At 67.0% G+C, this 19,800-nt stretch carries 17 protein-coding genes and 7 pseudogenes; 12 read left to right on the top strand and 12 right to left on the bottom strand.

Annotated features, from left to right (window positions below; translation table 11 throughout):
- Positions 1-320: 320 nt before the first annotated feature.
- Together ACFU8Q_RS24750 and ACFU8Q_RS24745 are read right to left on the bottom strand one after the other, a co-directional pair.
- Positions 321-866 carry a GNAT family N-acetyltransferase gene (locus ACFU8Q_RS24750; protein ID WP_384457525.1) on the bottom strand — a complete coding sequence of 182 codons (546 nt, stop codon included), beginning with the start codon at positions 864-866 and terminating at the stop codon, positions 321-323.
- Positions 867-1,313: 447 nt separating this feature from the next.
- Positions 1,314-1,697: a hypothetical protein gene (locus ACFU8Q_RS24745; protein ID WP_384457523.1), complete on the bottom strand. Its 384-nt coding sequence runs from the start codon at positions 1,695-1,697 to the stop codon at positions 1,314-1,316.
- Positions 1,698-1,769: 72 nt separating this feature from the next.
- Here ACFU8Q_RS24745 and ACFU8Q_RS24740 point away from each other — a divergent pair.
- The 3 genes and pseudogenes from ACFU8Q_RS24740 to ACFU8Q_RS24730 form a co-directional block, all read left to right on the top strand.
- Positions 1,770-2,158 (top strand): annotated as a pseudogene (locus tag ACFU8Q_RS24740) (transposase family protein); the annotation flags it as partial.
- Between the two features lie 102 nt (positions 2,159-2,260).
- On the top strand, positions 2,261-3,091 hold the full coding sequence (locus ACFU8Q_RS24735; RefSeq protein ID WP_384457521.1) for a hypothetical protein: 831 nt from the start codon (positions 2,261-2,263) through the stop codon (positions 3,089-3,091).
- Complete coding sequence (locus tag ACFU8Q_RS24730) at positions 3,088-3,450, top strand: transcriptional regulator (protein WP_384457519.1); 363 nt, start codon at positions 3,088-3,090, stop codon at positions 3,448-3,450. The genes ACFU8Q_RS24735 and ACFU8Q_RS24730 overlap by 4 nt, the downstream gene beginning before the upstream one ends.
- 247 nt (positions 3,451-3,697) lie before the next feature.
- Here the strand turns inward: ACFU8Q_RS24730 and ACFU8Q_RS24725 are convergent, their stop codons facing one another.
- From ACFU8Q_RS24725 to ACFU8Q_RS24715, 3 genes are all read right to left on the bottom strand, one after another.
- Positions 3,698-4,027, bottom strand: coding sequence for a hypothetical protein (locus ACFU8Q_RS24725; RefSeq protein ID WP_384457517.1), 330 nt, complete (start codon positions 4,025-4,027; stop codon positions 3,698-3,700).
- 572 nt (positions 4,028-4,599) lie between these two features.
- Positions 4,600-5,220: a hypothetical protein gene (locus ACFU8Q_RS24720; RefSeq protein WP_384457515.1), complete on the bottom strand. Its 621-nt coding sequence runs from the start codon at positions 5,218-5,220 to the stop codon at positions 4,600-4,602.
- Between the two features lie 62 nt (positions 5,221-5,282).
- A protein-coding gene (locus tag ACFU8Q_RS24715; protein WP_384457513.1) for an IS3 family transposase occupies positions 5,283-6,535 on the bottom strand; the annotation gives its coding sequence in 2 pieces (ribosomal slippage) (positions 5,283-6,253 and positions 6,253-6,535; 1,254 coding nt in all).
- A 341-nt stretch (positions 6,536-6,876) separates the two neighbouring features.
- Here ACFU8Q_RS24715 and ACFU8Q_RS24710 point away from each other — a divergent pair.
- The 3 genes and pseudogenes from ACFU8Q_RS24710 to ACFU8Q_RS24700 form a co-directional block, all read left to right on the top strand.
- A pseudogene (locus tag ACFU8Q_RS24710) lies at positions 6,877-7,394 on the top strand (ATP-binding cassette domain-containing protein); the annotation flags it as partial.
- Positions 7,388-8,689 (top strand): ABC transporter permease, encoded by a 1,302-nt coding sequence (locus ACFU8Q_RS24705; protein ID WP_384457511.1) that lies wholly within the window; start codon positions 7,388-7,390, stop codon positions 8,687-8,689. The pseudogene ACFU8Q_RS24710 and the gene ACFU8Q_RS24705, both read left to right, overlap by 7 nt.
- Entirely contained in the window at positions 8,676-9,281 is a 606-nt protein-coding gene (locus ACFU8Q_RS24700; RefSeq protein WP_384457510.1) for a hypothetical protein, read from the top strand. Before ACFU8Q_RS24705 ends, ACFU8Q_RS24700 begins: the two co-directional genes overlap by 14 nt.
- Before the next feature lie 311 nt (positions 9,282-9,592).
- Here ACFU8Q_RS24700 and ACFU8Q_RS24695 read toward each other — a convergent pair.
- Together ACFU8Q_RS24695 and ACFU8Q_RS24690 are read right to left on the bottom strand one after the other, a co-directional pair.
- Positions 9,593-10,006: pseudogene (locus ACFU8Q_RS24695) on the bottom strand (recombinase family protein); the annotation flags it as partial.
- Positions 10,007-10,304: 298 nt separating this feature from the next.
- Positions 10,305-11,006 (bottom strand): MerR family transcriptional regulator, encoded by a 702-nt coding sequence (locus tag ACFU8Q_RS24690; RefSeq protein WP_384457508.1) that lies wholly within the window; start codon positions 11,004-11,006, stop codon positions 10,305-10,307.
- Positions 11,007-11,093: 87 nt separating this feature from the next.
- On the opposite strand from ACFU8Q_RS24690, the gene ACFU8Q_RS24685 reads away from it, so the two are divergent.
- The gene (locus tag ACFU8Q_RS24685; protein WP_384457506.1) at positions 11,094-11,570 is read left to right on the top strand and encodes a DUF6194 family protein; all 477 of its coding nucleotides are present in this window, start codon (positions 11,094-11,096) and stop codon (positions 11,568-11,570) included.
- 243 nt (positions 11,571-11,813) lie between these two features.
- On the opposite strand, the pseudogene ACFU8Q_RS24680 reads toward ACFU8Q_RS24685, so the two are convergent.
- Positions 11,814-12,020: pseudogene (locus ACFU8Q_RS24680) on the bottom strand (hypothetical protein); the annotation flags it as partial.
- Positions 12,021-12,258: 238 nt separating this feature from the next.
- Between ACFU8Q_RS24680 and ACFU8Q_RS24675 the strand changes: the two are divergent.
- Together ACFU8Q_RS24675 and ACFU8Q_RS24670 are read left to right on the top strand one after the other, a co-directional pair.
- A complete protein-coding gene (locus ACFU8Q_RS24675) occupies positions 12,259-13,338 on the top strand; it encodes a protein kinase family protein (RefSeq protein ID WP_384457504.1) in 1,080 nt (359 codons plus the stop codon).
- Between the two features lie 295 nt (positions 13,339-13,633).
- Positions 13,634-14,311 (top strand): nucleotidyltransferase domain-containing protein, encoded by a 678-nt coding sequence (locus ACFU8Q_RS24670; protein ID WP_384457502.1) that lies wholly within the window; start codon positions 13,634-13,636, stop codon positions 14,309-14,311.
- Between the two features lie 371 nt (positions 14,312-14,682).
- Here ACFU8Q_RS24670 and ACFU8Q_RS24665 read toward each other — a convergent pair whose 3' ends face one another.
- On the bottom strand, positions 14,683-16,026 hold the full coding sequence (locus tag ACFU8Q_RS24665) for an endonuclease domain-containing protein (RefSeq protein ID WP_384457500.1): 1,344 nt from the start codon (positions 16,024-16,026) through the stop codon (positions 14,683-14,685).
- A 61-nt stretch (positions 16,027-16,087) separates the two neighbouring features.
- On the opposite strand from ACFU8Q_RS24665, the pseudogene ACFU8Q_RS24660 reads away from it, so the two are divergent.
- Positions 16,088-16,273 (top strand): annotated as a pseudogene (locus tag ACFU8Q_RS24660) (hypothetical protein); the annotation flags it as partial.
- Here ACFU8Q_RS24660 and ACFU8Q_RS24655 read toward each other — a convergent pair.
- Both ACFU8Q_RS24655 and ACFU8Q_RS24650 read right to left on the bottom strand, forming a co-directional pair.
- Positions 16,273-16,803, bottom strand: coding sequence for a helix-turn-helix domain-containing protein (locus tag ACFU8Q_RS24655; RefSeq protein WP_384457498.1), 531 nt, complete (start codon positions 16,801-16,803; stop codon positions 16,273-16,275). The pseudogene ACFU8Q_RS24660 and the gene ACFU8Q_RS24655 sit on opposite strands and share 1 nt — an antisense overlap.
- Positions 16,800-17,198: a VOC family protein gene (locus ACFU8Q_RS24650; protein WP_384457496.1), complete on the bottom strand. Its 399-nt coding sequence runs from the start codon at positions 17,196-17,198 to the stop codon at positions 16,800-16,802. Before ACFU8Q_RS24650 ends, ACFU8Q_RS24655 begins: the two co-directional genes overlap by 4 nt.
- Positions 17,199-17,290: 92 nt before the next feature.
- Here ACFU8Q_RS24650 and ACFU8Q_RS24645 point away from each other — a divergent pair.
- A pseudogene (locus ACFU8Q_RS24645) lies at positions 17,291-18,198 on the top strand (helix-turn-helix transcriptional regulator).
- A 54-nt stretch (positions 18,199-18,252) separates the two neighbouring features.
- Here ACFU8Q_RS24645 and ACFU8Q_RS24640 read toward each other — a convergent pair.
- Positions 18,253-19,166, bottom strand: a pseudogene (locus ACFU8Q_RS24640) (IS982 family transposase).
- A 70-nt stretch (positions 19,167-19,236) separates the two neighbouring features.
- Here ACFU8Q_RS24640 and ACFU8Q_RS24635 point away from each other — a divergent pair.
- Positions 19,237-19,626 carry a hypothetical protein gene (locus ACFU8Q_RS24635; protein WP_384457494.1) on the top strand — a complete coding sequence of 130 codons (390 nt, stop codon included), beginning with the start codon at positions 19,237-19,239 and terminating at the stop codon, positions 19,624-19,626.
- Positions 19,627-19,800 lie beyond the last annotated feature (174 nt).

Here is a 19,800-nt window from a genome sequence, read left to right as displayed (position 1 = left end):
GCCAGCTCGAACAACGCATCCGCACGCCTGGTCAGACAGGAGTAGAACTCACCCCGGAAGCGTGACAGTTCCGCAAACGGATCCTGCCGGACAACGTGATGCGACAGACTCATCCCCACGGCCTTCGTGCTGGGCGTTGTGTGTTCCTTGGTCGGATCACATGCTCAGCCGAAGGCCGCCTGCGTGCAGGGCAATTACCGTTCCGAGTGATCAAGTACGACAAGTCGTTCGGGCCTCAAGGTTAAAGATCAAGTTAGGGGGTGTCTCTCAAGCAGCCTTTTCGCACCATCGGCGCCACGTGGACTGTTTGGCACATTGCTTTACCGCGCCACCCACTCTTCATACAACAACCCGAATACCACGCTGTCGTACCATTGGTCTCCCACGCGGGCAGCGGACCGTCGACGTCCTTCCTCGACGAAGCCGGCGCTCCGAGCTGCACGGATGGCGCGCTCGTTACCGCTCCATGTGTCCAGCTCAACGCGTCGAATGCGGCAAGCTCCAAACAGATGTTTCAGGAGCAAGCGCAGTGCCTCAGAGCCGTACCCACCTCCCCAGTGGCTGGGTTCACCAATGATGATGCCTACCGTTGCCTGGCCTGCGAACGGATCGACATCCCGGTAGTCAGCAGTTCCGATTGGACGGCCATCGACCAAATCCTCGACGGTGAACGTAGCTTCGGTACGCGGGTCCTGACGTAGTCGGGCATCATGGAAACGCTCCAACGACTCTCGAGTGATAGGACCGTAGTGCGGGTCTCCGCCTGCGGCCCAGTGCACGACCTCAGGGTCGTTGCGCCACCGCAGATGGGCATCAAGATCCGAGGCGCGTGGCGCGCGCAGTCTGACAAGCTTCCCCTCAATCATGCAGCGATCGTAGAGGACGTGAAACGGCTCGCCACCTGCCAGTCAGGCCCCATCCAACTGAGCTCGGTTCATCGGTGAGCCTTTTCCAACCTAACCGTGCAGTGGTTCAGTTGGGCTGACAACGCGGTGAAGCCCCTGGTAGCCTCGATGTTCATGAGTCCTCGTCGGTTCCCTGGCGGGGGCTCTGTGCGTGCGGGGTGTGGATTTATCGAGGCGGGGCAGGCTGATTGGCCCGGTTGTCGCGTCGGGTAGGCGCCGGGTTCCATTCCCGGGGTGGTCGTGCAGGTTGTTGGGACAGATGAATTTACTGGTCAGCCGGGGTTCGGTAGGGCCTGGAGCCGGTCCATGGCGCTGGTGATCACCGATGTCCACGGCCATCGGGCGGCCAGGCGGAGCCAGTGGCGGCGGTAAGAGTTGTCCCGTAAGTGGGTTCCGCGGTCGGGGGCTTCAGAGGAAGGCCAGCGGGACGCCCTTCTCGATGCAGAGCCGCAGGACGCCAGCAAGCCGGCCGGCGTCCTCGATGTGCTGCCGGAGGAGTTGGTCGCCGCCCTCTCGTGCCCACTGGTCGGTGATGGCCTCCAGCCGGACCAGAATCGACGCGCACTCGTCAGGTGAGAGGTCGTCACCGCCGGCATCCGGGTGGTCGAGGAGTGGCTCCAGAGCGGTGGACACCTCACTCCACAGGCGCTCGCCGCCGAAGCCTCGCATCTCGGACAGGACGAGCCCCTCGGTCTCGGCCAGACGCAGCCGGAACGTGGCAAAGCCGCTGTAGGACCAGGAGACATCCGGACTGCCGTTGTCTCCGTCGCCCGGGAAAAGAACCAGCCCCATGTGCCCTCCCTGCCTGCCGAGGACACAGGATCGAGGACATTGGCCGGCGTCTGCAACTGAGATGATCTCGGCGTGGCTGGTGTGATCACGGCGTCGGAGCCGTCCTGGATAGCCCCGTTCTCCGGGGCAGCCCTCACGCCTTCGCCAAGCTGGTGACGGTGGTGCGGCGCGAGGGTGCGGACGCGGTCCGCAAGGGCCGGCCGTGGATTCTTCGGCTGGAGGGCCGGGCCCTGCTGGTCGCGGCGTACTGGCGAACGAACCTCACGATGCGGCAGCTCGCCCCGCTGTTCGGGGTTTCCAAGTCGGCGGCGGACCGGATCATCGATCACCTCGGACCGATGCTCGCTCTCCAGCCCCGCAAGCGGTTCGCCAAGGACGCCGTGCTCATCGTGGACGGCACTCTGGTCCCCACCCGGGACCACACCATCGCCGAGCGGTCGAAGAACTACCGGTACTCCACCCTTGACTGCCGTGTACTTTGCATTGCAAAGTGCATGCTCGGCGGACGGTCATCCGGTGGTCCGCCTCTCAGCGTTGCTGGAGCGTGACCACAGGGGGAAATCATGGGAACACCCGCACTGAGCGGCGCGGAATCCGAACCGAGGGCGCACGCGGCTGGCCTGCTGGCAGCGACGGAAGGCCTGCAGGTCAGAACCCGCACGCAGCTGAACGGCTCGTGGGTCCCCCTCCTCGGCTTCGGCCTCCTCGCGCTGGCGGCCGCTCCGGTCGCCAGGTACGCCTTCAACTTTGGAGCCCACGGGCGCAGCATCGGGTCCTATCCAGCCTTCGCCTACGCCGAACTGACCGGCCTGTGCGTCGTCCATGAGCCGGGAACTCCCTGCTTGAAGGGCGAGTTCGACGGCGCCGTCCTGCGCTTCGCGGCCTGGGGCATGTGGTTCGCGCTCCTCCCCCTGGCGTGGTTCGTCTTCGCGCGTTGGTATCGCCTGCGTGGCGAGACTCGGGGCATCGTCCCCCGTCGCAGGGTGTGGATTCGCGCAACCGCGGCAGCTACCGCGGCAATCGCGACGGCACTGGCATTGCTACTGTTCGGCAGGAACCAGCCATGGGAGGCCGCACTATTGGAGAACAGTTACGCCTCCCCGTGGTATCTGGTTGGCATCGGACTCCTGGCCCTCGGTGTGGCCGAACGCAGCTGGATCGCCGCAGCGGCCGGCACGACTCACGCTCTGCTGCTCACCGGCTACCTGGGAGCCTCCTGGGGCACTGGGTGGCTCCCCTGGGCGCACCCCGCCCACCCCGGCTGGACCGACGGACCGCAGGCCAAGGCACTCCTGCTCGCTGCCATCCTGCTCCTCGCCGGTCTGTCCGAGTGGACGACGGTCCACCGCCGAGCCTCGCCCGACGCCGCCGGTACGCGTACGGTCATCTCGTGAGCGCCGCTACGCCGGACGACCAGCAAGGACTGCATCCGACTCAGGCGTTGGACGATACCGTCCACCAGCGTGTGCGGCTCGGCATCCTCACCGTCGCCCGCGAAGCCGACCGGGTCGAGTTCGGCTTCCTGAAGAAGCAACTGGCCGTCACCGACGGAAACCTCTCCCGGCACCTGAAGGTGCTTGAGGACTCAGGCCTGATCACCATGGAGAAGGGCTATGCCGGTCGGCGCCCCCGAACATGGATCGCCCTCAGCCGCAAAGGCGCACAGGCCCTGGACACCGAACTTCGCGCCCTGCGTGCACTCGTCCTTCGCCTGGAAACTCCCCGCCTCGTGCCCGACCCACCCGATATGTGATCACCACTTCAGGAGCGACGTTGGGCGGTTGCTGGCGTGAGCTGCGGACATCTGCCTTGTCGTAGGCCCTCGCGTCTGCACCGTTGTTGCTGCCGAGTCACCGTGAGTCCCCACCCGTTCCGGCACGAGAGTGGCACGGCCTCGCGGTGGTGGTGAGGTAGCCGGCTCTTGTCGCCCCGGGACGCGCCCTTTACCGTGCGGCCCCTCGAGGGCCTCGCGCCGGGCATGCCGGTGAGCATGACCGGCCTCACCACCCGCAGTCGATGTCGGCCGATCCTCCACGGACGACCGGATCGGTGCTCGTACCGCTGATCCGCAGAAAACCGCCGCCCCGCCCCCAGTCCAACTCGTACGTGCCTGCATCGACGGGCCGGTAACCATCGTCGACCGTCCAGGATGCCGACTCGCCCAGGGCCAGGCCGGTGCGCCCCACCGCGTACGCCTCGCCATCGCCGATCACGAGAAAGGACGTCTCCCGCACCACGGCCGTGCAGCCCGCCGGCCCCGCAGGGCGCAGAACGTGGTACTCCGCGTCCGAGATCAGGTCGTCCACTGCTCCCCATGTAGTGCCAAGCATCGCCGTGACGATCAGCAACCTGCTCGCCAAACGTGCCGACGTGGCTCGCTTCCGCAGGAGGCTTGAAGCACCCGCCGGGCGGCCCACCCGGGTGAGGGCCCATCGGAGAACGAGCACCGTGACAAGGAGAGCTGCACTCACCCCCCAGCCGGGCACCACCCGCCCCTGCACGACCAGCAGGAGGCTGCTCCAGCTCGCCACGGCGGCGAGGGCCAGACCCCCGGCGCCTGCTGCCGTGGAGACGGCGGGTGACAACATCACGCTGTGCTGTGTACGGGCTTCGGTCACGGCGGTTACGACTCTCTGAACGCGCCGACAGTTGCGCTGAGAGGTCGAAGCACTTCGAGAGCCCCGGGTCCATGGCGAACCGCGGATCCCAGGTTCTCGTGAGACCGGGGCGGGGCGCCCCTACTTCTTCTTGCCCTGGGTCTTGCGTACCGCTCCGGCTGACCTGCGTTTGCCTGCTCCACGCCATGAGTGCGGGGCTGTTACCTGTCATCGCCGGTGGTCATCTGCTGCCGTTTGATGGCCTCGGACGGCCCAGGAACCTTGCTGTACACCGTGTCCGGGCGCTAGCTCAGCTGCGGCAGACCGATGACGGTCTGGCCAACTTGTTCGGCCAGCCAGGTTGCATGGCGTTCCTCGTACCCGTCGCCGTTTCTCCGGCGGACGTGCACGAGGACAGTGTGCTCGTCGTGGCGCTTGTCCAGTTCGCGTGTGGCGGCGTTGAACAGCACAGAGACCTCGGCATGCTTGAAGTCCGCGTACAGGCCAGGCTCCGGAACCTCCGGCCAGCCCAGACCCTCCCAGCAGATCTCTGCCACATGCCTGCCGGCGACGGCCATGAATTTGTCCTCAACGCTTCCTACTGGCTGATCCAGCATCGATGCCCAGATCGGCAGATGCGCCGACAGGAAAGCGGGATCGGTGGAGAGCTGGGGTGCGTGGACTCCACCGTGCAATCCAGTCGGGTCGCTTGGATCACGGACCCAGTCCTCGGTGTCCTCTCTCCTGAACCATGCGTCGGGCAACGCGCTCCGTACGTGCAGTACGTCCTCGACCGTGAGGAGTTCGACGTCCACGCACACGCCTGCGTGCTGCTGGTCACCCACCGCGAGCAGTTGGCGCGCTACTCGGAGCACCAATGCAGGATCGCCAGTGCGGAAGACGGGATAAGCAACGTCGACGGACATGCGTGCACCCTGCCACAACGATTCACGATCGAAGATGAACCGCCCCGGGTTCGGTAGAGATCTCAGATTGTGGTTGTGACCTGGGGTTTCGTGGATTCCATGTAGTAATTGGCTTCGTACTCGACGGGCGGGACGTGGCCTATCTCACCGTGGAGCCTGCGGTGGTTGTACCAGTCGGTCCACTCGGCGGTGGCCAACTCGACATGGGCGAGCGACTTCCAGGGCCGCCGGGGCTTGATCAGCTCGGTTTTGTACAGGCCGATCGTGCTCTCCATCAGGGCATTGTCGTAGGCGTCACCGACCGATCCGATCGAGGCGGCGATGCCGGCGGCGTCCAGATGCTCGGCAAGCCGGAAACTCGTATATTGCGATCCGGCATCCGAGTGGTGGATCAACTCGCCTGGCCGCACCGGATGTTGGTCTCGGTCACGTTGCCACACGGCCATCTCCAGGGCGTCCAGGACGAAGACCGTTTCCTTCACGGTGGCTGCGGACCAGCCCACGATCCGGCGGGAGAACGTGTCCACGACGAAGGCGACGTAGACGACACCGGACCAGGTCTTGACGTGGGTGAAGTCCGCGACCCAGCAGCGGTTCGGGGCAGCGGCGACGAAGTCGCGGTCCAGCAGATCCGGTGCCCGTTCGGCGTGGCCGCCGGGCAGCGTGGTGATCACGCGCTTGCCGCGGACCGCTCCGGCGATGCCGAGTTCACGCATCAGGCGCTCGACGGTGCAGCGGGCCACGCGGTGGCCCTGCCGGTTCAGCTCACGCCAGATCTTCCTCGCCCCGTAGACACAGTAGTTGGCCTGGAAGGCCTCGCTGATCCGTTCCTTCAGTTCGGTATCGCGCACGGTCCTGGCCGACGGCGTGCTCCGGCGTTTGTGGTGGGCGTAGTAGGAGGAAGGGGCGATCTTGCAGTCGTGCTCGCTGAGCGTCCTGCAGATCGGCTCGACGCCGCCGAAGCGGCCCTTGTGCTCGTCGATGAACGCTACGAGCGTGTGTATGGCCGGTCGAGCTCGGCCGCGAAGAAAGACGCCGCCGCCTTCAGGATCTCGTTGGCCCGCTTCAGCTCGGCGTTCTCCTTCTTCAACGCCTTGAGCTGGGCGGACTCCTCCGTCGTCGTCCCCGGCCGCTGCCCGGCGTCGATCTCGTGCTGCTTGACCCAGTTCCGCAGCGTCTCGCGGGAGCCGATGTCCAGCTTCTCGACCACCGCCTGCAAGGCCGCGGTCTCGGTCGGGTGGTCGCCGCGGACCTCGGCGACCATGCGCACCGCACGGCGGCGCAGCTCAAGCGGGTAACGGGAGGGTCGTGCCATGACTCGATCCTTTCATGAAATCGAGTCTCCATTCGAACCGGGGCGGTTCAGATCGATTTTTGCCCGGGTGCAAGTACGGCTTGACTCACGCGGCCACCGCCACCCCAGCGGCCTTGAAAACCGTCGTGGCAGCGACCACCGCGTCCGGCTGACCGGAGCGGGGCGTTACGGGGGACGGCCCAAGCCCTGGGGCCGTGGAACCCGGCGCACCCCGCAGCGTCACACGACGGCCTCCCCTCCAGCGGCAGAGGATATTACGGGCGAATCACCGAACCAATCAGCGACCGAACCTCGCTGACAAATCGAGGGTAAATACCTATTTGCCATTCAAAAATGGTCGCATTGGCTACCTCCCGCAGGACTTCGGCTACTACCCGGCCTTCTCGATAACGGACTTCGTCCGCTACTGCGCCTGACTGCGTGAGGTCCCCTCCAGGAAGGTCGAGGCCCTGGCGGCCGTGGGCCTGGCCGACAGGGCCCGAGACCGCATGAAGTCGCTGTCCGGCGGCATGCTCCGCCGGGCCGGGATCGCCGCGGCCATCGTCGGCTCCCCTCCCTGCTCCTGCTGGATGAGCCGACGGTCGGTCTCGACCCCGCGCAGCGCCTCGACTTCCGCGAGCTCATCCGTTCCCTCGCCCGCGCGGGAACGGCCGTCCTCCTCAGCACGCACCTGGTCGAGGACATCGGCGCCGCCTGCGACACCGTCCTCGTACTGAGCGACGGCCAGGTGCGCCACAGCGGCACACCTAAGCAACTGGCAGAGCTGGCCATGCCCACAGCGCCGGGCGACAGCCCCCTGGAACGCGGCTACATGACGGTACTCGGCAACCGCCGGCCCAAGGAGGGAGCCGCATGCTGAACGCCTACCGCATCGAGCTGCGCCGCTCGCCCCTTCTGGCAGCGTTCCCCATGATGATCGCCGTGGACCTGCTGGTGCTATTCGGCCGGTCCCGGTACTGGATCGGCGTGTGGCCCGAAGCGAGCGTGGCGGCCCAGGTCGTCACGCTCTTCCTGGGGCCCGTGCTCGCCGGCGTCTCGGCCTGGCAGGCCGGGCGCTCCTCCCGCGCGGGAATGCCCGAGACCGTGCTCGCGGCCGCCCGACCGATCTGGCGGATCGAGGCCGCGCGGCTGGCTGCGACCCTCACGCTTGGATTCCTCGCGTACGCGATCGGTTGCCTGACCGCCGCGGTGATCTCATTCGGCGAGGCGGGCCCCGGCTTCCTGTGGCCCTCCTACCTCCTGCTCGGCGCCTCCATCCTGATCATCTTCGCGTCCGTGGGCCATCTGGCCGGCCGCTGGTGGCCCTCCGCCGCCTTCACCCCCGTAGTCTGCGCGCTGGGCTGCTTCACCAGCATGCTGGCACTCCCGTTCAAGTTCAACGTCCTCGCGGGACCGCCGGACCAGCACCTGCGCCCCCTTCCAGTCGCCGTGCGGCTGCTGTTTGCACTCGCCCTCGCGTCGCTGGCGGTGACGGCACCACCGCTACGCAGGAGCGCCGAGCGACAGATGCCGCGCCAGGGAACGCCTCTGCACATCCGCGGTGTCGCCATCGGGTCGGCAGCAGTCTCCCTCATCGCCCTGGCCGCGGTGCCGGCCGCCGGCGAACTGCGCGTCGAGCGCCCGGCATCGGCGACGGAGCCGATGTGCGAGCGCTCCGAGAAGGGCGCGCCACAGGTGTGCGTGTGGCCCGAGCACCGCAAGTACCTGCCCGAACTGACTGGCATGGCTCAGCGCTTGGGCCAGCCCTCCCAGCCCTGGTTGAAGTCACCTGACGTTTTCCACGAGTTCGGGCTGCGACGGAACAAGTGGGGCGATCGCGGATTCGACATCGCCGAAGGTCACGTCCGTACCGCGGCGATCGCCATGGCCGACCAGGTGTTCACCGAGTCGTTTGGCCTCTGCATGCCTCCCCGCGAGGAGAGCCGGGCCTGGCAGGCCATGGACAACATCCGCCTCTGGCTCGAGTACCGCTCCATGGACCAAGACCCGGCCGTCGCCGACGAGGGACTCCACATGGAAGGTGTCTCTGCCGCCCAGCGCGAAGCGACCAAGGCCGTCCGGATGTCTGCGGCCGAGCAGCAGAAATGGCTCACTCAGGAGCGCAGCCACATTCTTCGAGACCCTTCCTGGTGCCAGCCTGATGACCGGTTCTGACCTGCTCCGCTACGGAAGAGTCCACCGGGGCGTAGCCGTCCTGGCGGCAACGGCCACTATCGCCCTCCTCTCGGCTTTCTTCGGCGGCACCCATATCGCGCTGCCGTCCATCGGCAGCGGAGGAGTCACCTCGGGCGTGCCCTTCCGGCACGAACTCCCGCTTCTGTCGGCTGTCTTCCTGACCGCGGCTCTCGACGGTGCCATGTCGGCACATGACGAGATGGGTGCATCCGCGATGCACCGGTTCCGCCTCAAGTACTGCACTGGCCTGACAGTGACGGCTTGTGCCTTCTCCTTCAGCGCTGAGGCGCTTGCCGTCGGCCCGGAAGCCGGGGTCGTCTTCGTTCGATCCCTCCTGATTTGGCTCGGTCTCGCCCTGCTGTCGGTGAGGCTGCTCGGCCACCAACTCGGCTGGATCATCCCCCTGGCTTCGGCCTTCTTTCTGATCTGGTTCCCACACAACCGGTGGGACTGGACGTCCAACTCGGCCACCGACCTCTTCAGCTGGGCTGTAGCCGTGATCGCTCTGTCCGTCGGCGTGGCCGGGATGGCGGCCACTCCGTGGCGAAGGAAAGCCCTCCTTCGAAGGTAAAACCCGCCAGGCAGAGCAAAACTTCACGATTTGCAGGTAGGCGCACTTCGTATGCCGGGGTATCCGTTTACGGATACCCCGGCTCTTGTGTTCGCAACGCGAAGCCGCCCAGGCCGAAGTCGAACAGGAGGACGTCGCAATGTCGCGATGCTCCAGGTTCGTCTCGCCCAGGCCCTGGCCCTCGTCGACACCGTCCACGCCGACAGCGAACTCACCCTCGCTTACCAGCTCCCCGGACCGGGTCGCGGTCGCCCGTCCAGGTACGCGGCGCGCACGTCGTCGGTCTTCCCGGCGGTGACGGCCGGGCGGCGTCAGCCTTTGTTGCCCTTGGCCTTGGCGGCCCGTAGTCCGTCGTACGTCAGCTCCCGTTGGAGGTCGCGCTGGAGTTCGCCGGCGGCTGCGAGGGTCTGCACCATGAACTTCACGGTGGACAGCAGCTCTCCGGTGCGCGGGTGGCGTACGGTGAGGTCCACTGCGGAGAACGCGCCATCGTGGATGCGCGGGGCGAGCCGGTCGCGGTGGAGGACGTCAAGCACGTCGAGGATGTGCTGGGTACCGCGGACGAGGCGGAACATCTCGGAGATGTGCACGATGTCGCCCGGCCGGGCGTAGGTGAGCAGCTCGCCAAACTTCGGTCGTTCCAGCGGGTGGAGGCGGCTGGAGGTGCCGCCCTCCTCCTCGAACGTCACTGGGTCCTCGATCCCGGCTTCGTCCAGGACGAGGTTCTGACGGTCGGTCGACTACTGGTCGGTCGACACCCGCGTGTGGACCAAGTTGGCCATGCTGCTCCCCGTGTCGGTGGTCGCATTCGACCCTAGCTATCAGCAAACCCTGTCATCAGCCGTCATCGGATCTGATTGGATCGGCGCCGCCGGCAGGCCCCGGAAAGTCCGGGTTCATTGGACGACCGTCGGGCCTGTCGTCATTCGTTCGTTTGACGACAGGGCGGGAAGCGGCGGGCGGAACGACGGAGGGGATGCTGACCGTCCAGCATCGGGACGGGGCGGTCGTTGTACTTCAAGATCAGGCCGTTTGCCTGTGAATGGAGAGCACAGCACTGAGTGCGGTGGCACCGTCGAGGAGGGCTTTGGATCGAGCAGTGATGTTGACGTCCCTGGCAGCCAGCGCCGAAGCGACATCCTCCGATCGGCGGGTGCGCCGCAACTCCGGCATGAGGTCCCGAAGGGGCGTGATGCGGTATCCGGCCTTGCGCAGTTGGTGAACGATCCGCACATCCCGCACCTGAGTCGGTGTGTATCGTCGCGTTCCGCGCACGGGGTCGCGGTCCGGGATGACGAGAGCCTCCGCATGCCAGTGCCGCAACGTCGAAGGGCGCATACCGAGGGCGGCGGCGAGCTCGGAGACGCTCATCGAATCCGCCACGCGCACGTCTTCGATCGGCTCGCTGGAGATCGCGTAGGAGGCCTCCTTGGCCTGCCTCAGTTCCGCGCGCTCTGCGTCGAGCCGGGCGTGCGCCGCGTCGAGAAGGGCAAGCGCCTGCGAGGCGGGGAGCTGGTGGAAGGCCCGAACGATCTTCTTGGCCTCAATCGGCCCCACGCCCGCGGCGAGGGCTCGGTAGGCCAGTGCGGACTGCAGATGTACCTCCCCATAGATCCGGCAGCCCGTGGCCGTGCGCGTCGCGGGCGGAAGCACACCGTCGCGCTCAAGATTGCGAACTTGCTGAACGGAGTACCCGACGCGCCGCGCGACATCAGCAGTACGCATATCCCCTGATTTGAGACCTGGCATCCCAACATCCCTCTATCTCGGCCTCAAAATCTCCACAAGCACTTCAATGCAACGCTAGAGCACATGACCATCGACGAGATCATCAGCTTCGCGGGCGGCCTCGACGGCGTCCTGACCATCAGGCCCGCACCCGGCGACGGCACGCCGGAAATCAGCTGGGGCGACACGTTCTTCTACTACGCACCTGACGGCGCCACTCCGACGACGGCCCAACCGTTCGCGACTGTCGTGACCAAGAACTACCCCGGCGACGAGGCATCGCGTCTGGACCGGCCGGACACCTTCCGCGTGAATATCGCCGCCGGGAAGGAAGCGTTCATCCTGTGGACCGGTCACGCACCACGCGAACCCGCCTCCGCCGACGTCGACCCCAGCGCCACCGACACCGTGATCGCGCACCCCGTCTACGGCACCGCCGGCTGGCTGGCAGTGGTGAACCCTGGCAAGCGCACTGAAGCGTCAACACGTGAGCTGCTGCGTGCGGCCCATCACCTCGCACGCTCACGCCATGAGCGACGCGCTGAATCAACAACGCGATGAAGGATCTACGGTCCGCGGCGGGAGCGGGCCGAGAAGGCGACGGAGCCGACCGCTCCAGCGCAGGCTGAAGTACCTGGCCACACTCGTGGAGAACGTCAGCGGTTCGACGCCGAGTTCGCCAAGGCGGTCAAGGGCGCCGGCATCGAGCCTCGTGCTCCCCGGGCGCGGATTGTGACCGACGCGAAGCGGTTGAGCAACACGGCGGCGCGCAAGCTGATCAGCGCCCTCGTCGGCTCCTGACATTCACTCCTGCCCGTCGTCGCCCTCGTCCAGCTCGGGCGCGTCCGGGTCGCGCAGCGGGCGCACGGCGCCGGCGGCCGGGATGGAGGCAGTGAAGCTGTAGCGGCCCAGCACGTTGAGGTTCTTGTGCTTGAGCGGGGACAGCCGGGCCACGTCCTCGTCCTTGATGTCGCGGCCCTCGGCGGCTTCGATGTAGCGGGTCGTCCGCAGTGTATCTGGGGCAAAGGGGTGAACGGCTGGTGTTCGCGCAGGTAGAGCACTTGCGGTCGCGTCCGTAAGAGATCGGCGTCAAAGGGTCTGGAGTGGGAGATGTGTCGAGGGCCGAGGCAGCGCCGGGGCCCTCACTCTTGGGCGGCTTCGAGGACTTGCCGGGAAGGCCCCGGCGGATATGGTCTATCACGTTCGCGAGATCACCGACGCCCCGGTTCGGGGCACCGAGGAGTCCACAATGCAGCACCCAGACCCGCGGTATGCCGGACGGCTCGCGACTTATGGGACCGTGGCCACGCGCCTGTCCCTGCTGAGCGACCGTCGGCTCGGCGAGGTCGTGGCTGCTGCCAGCCCACTCGGGTCAGGCATCGGGGGCCGGTTGGCGGAGCTGGACATCGACGGGACGCGGGTGTTCGTCAAGCGGGTCCCCTTGACGGAGCTGGAGTTGCGACCGGAGAACGTGCGGTCGACGGCGAATCTCTTCGGGCTGCCGATGTTCTACCAGTACGGAGTGGGCTCGGCGGGGTTCGGGGCCTGGCGGGAGCTGGCCGTGCACACAATGACGACTCACTGGGTCCTCGGGAATGAGTACGAGGGCTTTCCGCTGATGTACCACTGGCGCATCCTGCCCGACTCCCCTCCCGAGGGGTTCGCCGACGAGTTCGGGGGCATCGAGGGGGCGGTCGCGCACTGGGAGGGCTCATCAGCGGTGCGCGAGCGGCTGGAGGCCATCGGCCGGTCTTCGTCCAGCCTGGTGCTCTTCCTGGAACACGTGCCGCAGACGCTCGCCGCGTGGCTGGACGACCGCCGGGAAGGTGTGCTGGAGAGCGAGGAGGGCTCGCCTTATCCATGGGTGGAGGAGGCTCTGGCGAGGGGGACCGCCTTCATGAGCTCGCACGGGCTGGTCCACTTCGACGCCCACTTCGCCAATGTCCTGACCGACGGCCAACTGCTCTACTTCGCGGACTTCGGACTCGCCCTGAGCTCCAGCTTCGAACTGTCAGCGGTCGAGGCCGAGTTCCTCTCAAACCATCTCGCCTACGACCACTGCCACACCGCGAGGCATCTCCTCCGCCACCACTTGCCCGAGCGCCTGCGTGGCGGCACGGAACACGAGGATTTTCTGCGCGAGTGGGTGACTGGCCAACAGCCCGAGGGGGTCCGGCCTGAGATTGCGGCGATCATCGACAGGCATGCCCGGACCGCCGTCGTCATGGGCGAGTTCCGCCGCCGCCTGCTCACCGAGAGTAAGCAAACACCCTTTCCGGCCGCTGAGATCGAGCGGATCCGGGGCGCTGCGGTCACGGCGCCCCACTGAGGCCGTGCCTCCGCACGAGAGCGATGTCAGGAGGTCTCGGGGCGGGCGGTGTGACGGGAGCCGAGGCGGCGCCGAAGTTCGAGGTCTCGCTCTGGGCCGCTTCGATGGCCTGCCGCAGGGCTTGGACTTCGTCGCGGTGCCCGGCCTTGGTACTGGTGGGCTCGCGTATTCAACTGTCGCCAGTTCGCCGGCCGGTGACCTTGTGTGATCGCCTACGGCGTATGGCTCCAGGTCCCGCTGGTCTCCTTCATCGACCACCGCCAGGGGCCTTCGAGTCCGCTGATAGATTCCTGCAGTGAGCGAGCAACTGCCCAGCGGCGGCATCGAGCTGTCATCCGACGAGATCGAAACCCTCCACACCAGGTGGTCATCCTGCTGGACCCCGAGTGAGGTCGCGCAGCAGTTGGCCGGGATCGGCACGCCCTGGTACGTGGCCGCGGGCTGGGCGCTGGACCTGTTCCGCGGCAGGCAGACGCGCGCTCATGGGGATATCGAGATCGCGATTCCGGCAGCGAGTTTTCCCGAGGTCCGCCATCGCTTCCCCGGGTACGTCTTCGATGCGGCAGGCAACGGCCGGATCTGGGAGGACGTCACACCGGAGGTGCTCGCCGCCGTACATCAGACATGGCTCCGCGATCCGGCCACCGGCAACTACCTGCTCGACGTGTTCCGCGAACCGCACGACGGCGACACCTGGATCTGCCGACGCGATGAGAGGATCCGGCTTCCCTACAGCGACATCATCCACCACACCCAAGACGGCGTCCCGTATCTGGCGCCCGAACTGGTATTGCTGTTCAAGGCCAAGCATGCCCGCCGAAAGGATCAAACAGACTTCGACGCGACCGTCCCGCACATGGCCCCGGCTCAGCGCGAGACCCTTGCCGAGCTACTCGCCTGCGTACACCCGGGGCATCCCTGGCTCGCGAACCTGTGGGACTGTAAATCGTTCGGAACAGAGCCGCTCGATTGACAGACCCGGCTGCGGCAAGTTCCTCGGCATCGCCGCACTTGACCTCGGTCGCGGGCAGCTCGTAGGCGCGCACCTGGTCGTAGGTCAGCAGTACTGGTGACGAGGCAGTGTTCCGACCCTGCGCTATTCCTCTCCTTCTTGCACCCGGCAGCGGCCCTGATCTCGGATCTTCGGGGTGGAGTGCCAGGGTTTCCCTGGCGGCGGCATCCCCGTGGCGGGATGCTGGGGGATGGACGAGACGCTGTTGAAGCGGCTGGACGAGGCGTTGCACACCCAACTCTGCTGCATATATCGCTGGGCGTGCGGGGTGAGTGTGTCGGGGGCCAGCAACTGCGAGATGACGTTGGGGTGTCAGGTCTCCTGGTGCCCGGTCAAAACAGTTCCAGGTCCTCGCCGCTGGTGTCCACGATGACTGGCCGGAACTGGGCAGGGAGGCCGTCCAGACGGTCAGGGCCGGCCGCGGCGGCCACGGCAGGGGCCGTCTCGGCCAACCAGGCACGAAACCGCTCGGCGGCTTCGCGGTAGGGGACTCGCGCCAGGACACGGTGCTCGCCGGAGGGGCAGAAGTCGACGACGACTGTGAGCAGGCAGGAACGGGGCGCCTGGTGACTGCCCGTCCAGGACACGCGCAGGACACCGCAGGGCTTGCGCCCGCGGGGGGCGCGGTGGGTCGGGCGCAGCGATCGGCAGGCTATGTGGGCGGTCCATGCGGCGAGGTGTGGCAGGGGCAGGGTGGTGCGTGCGCGGCAGCCGGGGCAGCGGTGCCAGTGGCGGAGCCAGTCGTCGGTGTCGGTGTGGAAGAGGCGTGTGTAGTGGTTCGCCACGCGGATGTCGTTGTTGTACAGGTGGTCGGGGCGTTCCTGTGTGTTGCAGGACTGGCAGAGGGGGGCGCGGACGTAGCCGTGTTCGTGGCAGTGGTCGAGGACGGTGGCGGGCGCAGTGCGGCAGACGGTGCACGTCCACCCGGCCACCCTGCGGGAGGTACCGGGCTTCCTGCTGAGTACCGAGTACAGCTGGCCTTCCAGCTCTTTGTTGTACGGGCGCAGTGAGGCGGTGGGGCCCTCGGGGCTCGTCGTCTGCCGACCGCCGGCGTCTCGGGTCTGGCGGGGGTGGGAGGGCGGCTCGGTAACGGCTGCGCCTGCCTGGCGGGTCCGCGCGGCTTGCACCCACTGCGTTTCGGCGTGCCCGGCCGCATCCAGCAGCCTGACCACAGCACGCGGCAGCCACCACGTGCGCTGCGTCCCATCGCGGGTCTGCTCCACGAGCATCTGTCGCCAGTCGATACCCGCCAGATGGTACGGCCGACCGACTTCACGTCGTGCTGCCCGCTCGGGGCCGCCCAGCTCCTGCAGTTCCCCCGTGATGCGCTGGCGCCAACACAGCGGCGTTTCCTCGTTGCACTCCTGCCTCGGTGCCCCACGAAACGGACCGATGCGGACCAGGTCCTGCCGATCCATCCCCACCGCGTTCAGTTCCGCGGCCGCCCGGCGCACCTCAACCTCCGGAACACCCAACTGACCGCCGCTCGCCCTCACCGTCGCCACCACATGGCCCCCGAGCAGGACGTACCCCACTCGGGCATGGGCAGGAGAGCAGGTGAATGCCCCAGAAGCCGTCGGCACAGTACTGCCGGCCGTCAAATCGACCCACAAAGCGTCCGCGGCACCCAGGGTGATCAGGCCGTCCGTGCGACCAGGCATGACACGCTCTGACATACCGACAGGCTAACGGCCTGCAACGCGGCAACGGGTCTCCAAGCGCCTCGGTCAGCCGGACGATGAGGACGGGCGGATCGTCGTGGCCGGCGGCGAGGGCGACGGCGAGGACCAGGAGCAGAACGACACCGACGCCACCGCCGAGTCCGCGCTGCTCCATTTCTCCCCTCCCAGGGACGCCGCCACGATCGCCGCGTTCCTGCGCACCCGGGTCTACCCGCCGGAGCCCTTGGTGTGGCTGGAGGGCTAGTTGTGATGTTCGCCGACGCGGTCGTGCTCGTAGCGGATGACCTTGCGCAGTTGCTCGCCGGTCGGCGGGTCGAGGTCGCGTAGCCGGTTGAGGCCTCGCCGGACAAGGATGCGGTGCACGGTCGCCGGCGCGATCGTGACGCCGTGCAGCCGCTGAAGGGCGGCGGCGAGCCGTGCGGGCCCGTGCTTGGTTTGCCGCCGCAGCGCCTCCACCAGGTCAGCGATGTCCTCGGCGGTGCGGCCCGGGCTGGTGGCGGGGCTGGAGGAGTGGTCGAGCAGGCCGTTCTCGCCGTGCGCGCGCCAGCGGGCGTGCCACTTGGCCAGGCAGCGGCGCGATAGCCCGGCCTCGGCAGCGACGTGCGCGATTGGCCGGCTAGCGTCGATCCGCAGGCACAACCGCAGACGTCCCTCGGGGGTCAGCGGTGCGTTCCGGTGCCCCCTGCTGTTGCCGCTCCTGACTCGGCAGACGCGTTCATCGGAGCCCTGGGATCTCTGGGCTCCCGCGTGAGCGACTGTGCGTGGCGTCAACGTGCGAACTTCTCGATGGCCGCCGGGGTGACGGGGGTGAAGAAGTTGACGAGGTTGCCGTCGGGGTCGCGGAACAGCAGCGACCGGTTGCCCCAGGGCATCGTGGTGGGCTCGTTGACGAAGTCGGTGACGAAGTCGGTCAGGTTCTGGTGGACGCGGTCCACGTCGTCGACGAGGAACTCGGTGATCACGCTGTGGTTGTCCGCCGGGCGGGCAGAGCCCGGGGCGAACAGCGGGACGGTGCGGGTGCTGGCGATCGCGAGGGTGGCGTTGGGGGTCTTGAGTTCGGCGAAGTCTTCGGTGGCCCACATCGCCTGCACCCCTGTGGCTCGCTCGTAGAACTCGACGAGGCGTGCGACGTCGCTGGTAATGATGCGGATCGAGACGAAGTCCATGGTGATCTCCTTAGCTGATGGGGTCGCTGCACGTCGCAGGCTAGGAGAAATAGTGGACAGAATCGGTCCTATATTTACATTAGGTTGTGTACATGCCTCGACCCACCGGCCGCGTGCTGACACTCCTGGAGCTGCTGCAGTCGGGCGGCACCCGGAAGGCGGCCGAACTCGCCGACCGGCTCGGCGTTGATGGGCTCACCGTGCGGCGGTATGTGGATCATCTGATCGACCTGGATGTGCCCGTGGAGTCGGTGCGCGGCCGCTACGGCGGGTACCGGCTCGCTCCCGGGTACCGTTTGCCTCCGCTCATGCTCAGCGATGACGAGGCGCTGGCCGTGCTGCTCGGCTTGGTCGCCGGCCGCCGAGCAGGGTTGATGACGGCGGAGCACACGGCAAGCGAGACGGTATCGGCGAAGATCCGGCGGGTGCTGCCCAAGCACGTCGCCCGCCGACTCGACACACTTCTGGAATCTCTCGCCTTCACGGATCAGCCCGGTGAGTTCGCCACCCCGGACGCTGGGGTCCTGCTCACCATCGCCGATGCGGTGCGCCACCGCCGACCGGTCTCGATCCGCTACACCGACCGCGACGGCCGGCGCAGCGAACGCACTTCCGGCTCGATCGCATCGCAGACGCGCGGACCCTGCCCGGCTCATTCGAGGCGCCCGTGGGTCCCGGTCCGGCACAGCGCGTGTTGTCAGGGTTCGCCACGGCTGAGTACCGGCATGAGGTGACCTTGCGGATCTACGGGACCGTTGAGCAGATCCGCGCCCACCTCCCCGCCAGCGTCGCGAGCCTGGAGGAGCACGAGCCCACGGCAGGCACGGACCGGGCGACCGAGCGCTGGCAGCGCGTCGAACTACGGGCGGAGCAGCTCGACTGGCTACCTCCGGCACTCGCCTCACTCGACGGGCCGTTCGTCATCGAGCGCCCCGATGAACTGCGCGACCTCGTCACCGCGCTCGCCGATCGCCTCGCGTCCTACGCCCGCCAGGCCTGACCGCGAGGAACCAATGTCATGAGATGGCACACCTAGATGATCTATTCCAAGGGGTCAGTGATCGTAGGCGATCAGTGAGCGTAGGACGGTTTGTCCGGTGGCGTCGTTGTGCCAGATCGCGGCGGTCAGCGCGAGGATGCGTTGCATGACGCGGGCTATGACACCTCCGGGTGTGCGCCCTCGGTGCCGTTCGAGGTCAATCTGTCCCTTGAAGGTCTCGTTGATCGATTCGATGACCTGTCGCAGCGACTTGAACAGGGCTGCGCCAGGCCGTTCCCGTTCACCTTTACGGACAGGCCGCAGCAACTGGACTCCATGCTCGGACAGTTCGCGTCGAAACCACGGCCGAAGTAGTTCTTGTCGCCGATGAGAGTCTGTCGGGGGCGCTCTCGCAGAAGCTCGCATTCGGCTGCCAGGAGGTCAAGGAGGGTCTCGCGTTCGTCGGCCTTGGCCCCCGTCAGGGCGAAGGCGATGGGCAGGCCCTGAAGGGTGCAGACCAGGTGCAGGCGCAGGCCCCAGAAGAAGCGGCTGTGGCTGGCGCAGTAGCCGTATTCGGCCCAACCTGCCAGGTCGGAGCGTTTGACGGTCTCGCTGGAGCGGCCGCATTCCACCGGGGTGGAGTCCACGACCCATACGTCGTCGCTCCACACCGAGGTGGTGGTGGCCAGGATCCGGTTGACGCTTCGCGTCAGACCGGCGGCCTTGCGCAGCCGCTTGTTGTAGCCGGGCTGCTGGGGCAGGCAGGGGAAGCGGTGGCGCAGGTGGGCACGGGCATGGCGGAGCCATTTGGCCTCGGAGGTGTAGCCGAGTATGGCCTGCATCGTGGCGAGGGTGACCAGTTCGGCATCGCTCAGGCGGGGCGTAATGCCGACCGGCGGGCGCCACGGCGCCAGGTCGGGATGCTCCTTCAGCATGTCGTCGGTCGTCGCATAGAGTGCTGTCGCGAGGGTGTCCACGTCGTTCGTCACAAAACGATCTTGGACACCCTCGTTCTCGTCTCCGCAGGCACCCCTTGGACCACACCACCAGGAGGAACCAGTGTCATACCCGCAACTGCTCACGCCCGAGGAGAAGCTCGCCGACGCGAAGAAGCTGTTGAGCCTCCCGCGTATCGTCGTGATCTGCGGCTCCACCCGCTTCATGACCGAGATGAACGAGGCCGATCTGCGGGAGACCAAAGCCGGAAAGATTGTCGTCAAACCGGGCTGTGACATGAAGTCGCCGCACGAACTCTGGTCCGATCCTGTCGAGGCCGAGGCGCTGAAGGTTCGACTCGACGATCTGCACCGGGCGAAGATCCGGCTCGCTGATGAGGTGCTCGTAGTCGGCGACTACATCGGAGACAGCACCCGAGCCGAAATCGCCTACGCCCGGTCGCTGGGCAGGCCCGTGCGGTTCACGCACCCCGAAATCGACCCTGACGCCTGACCGCCCGCTGCCACCTCGACAACCAGGGCCGGCAGCCCGCCGCCTGACCGTCTCGCGGAGGCTTCGGCCGCCGCCCACCCCACACCCTCCGCAGGCATCCCTTGGAATTGATCATCTAGCTAGGGGGTCCACTCGTACGGCTCCTCCGGCCGGGGGCCAGGTTCGAGCGGGGCC

Source organism: Streptomyces sp. NPDC057543 (genome assembly GCF_042801895.1).
In the GTDB taxonomy this organism is placed as follows: Bacteria; Actinomycetota; Actinomycetes; order Streptomycetales; family Streptomycetaceae; genus Streptomyces.
This window is presented reverse-complemented; position numbering and strand designations above follow the sequence as displayed.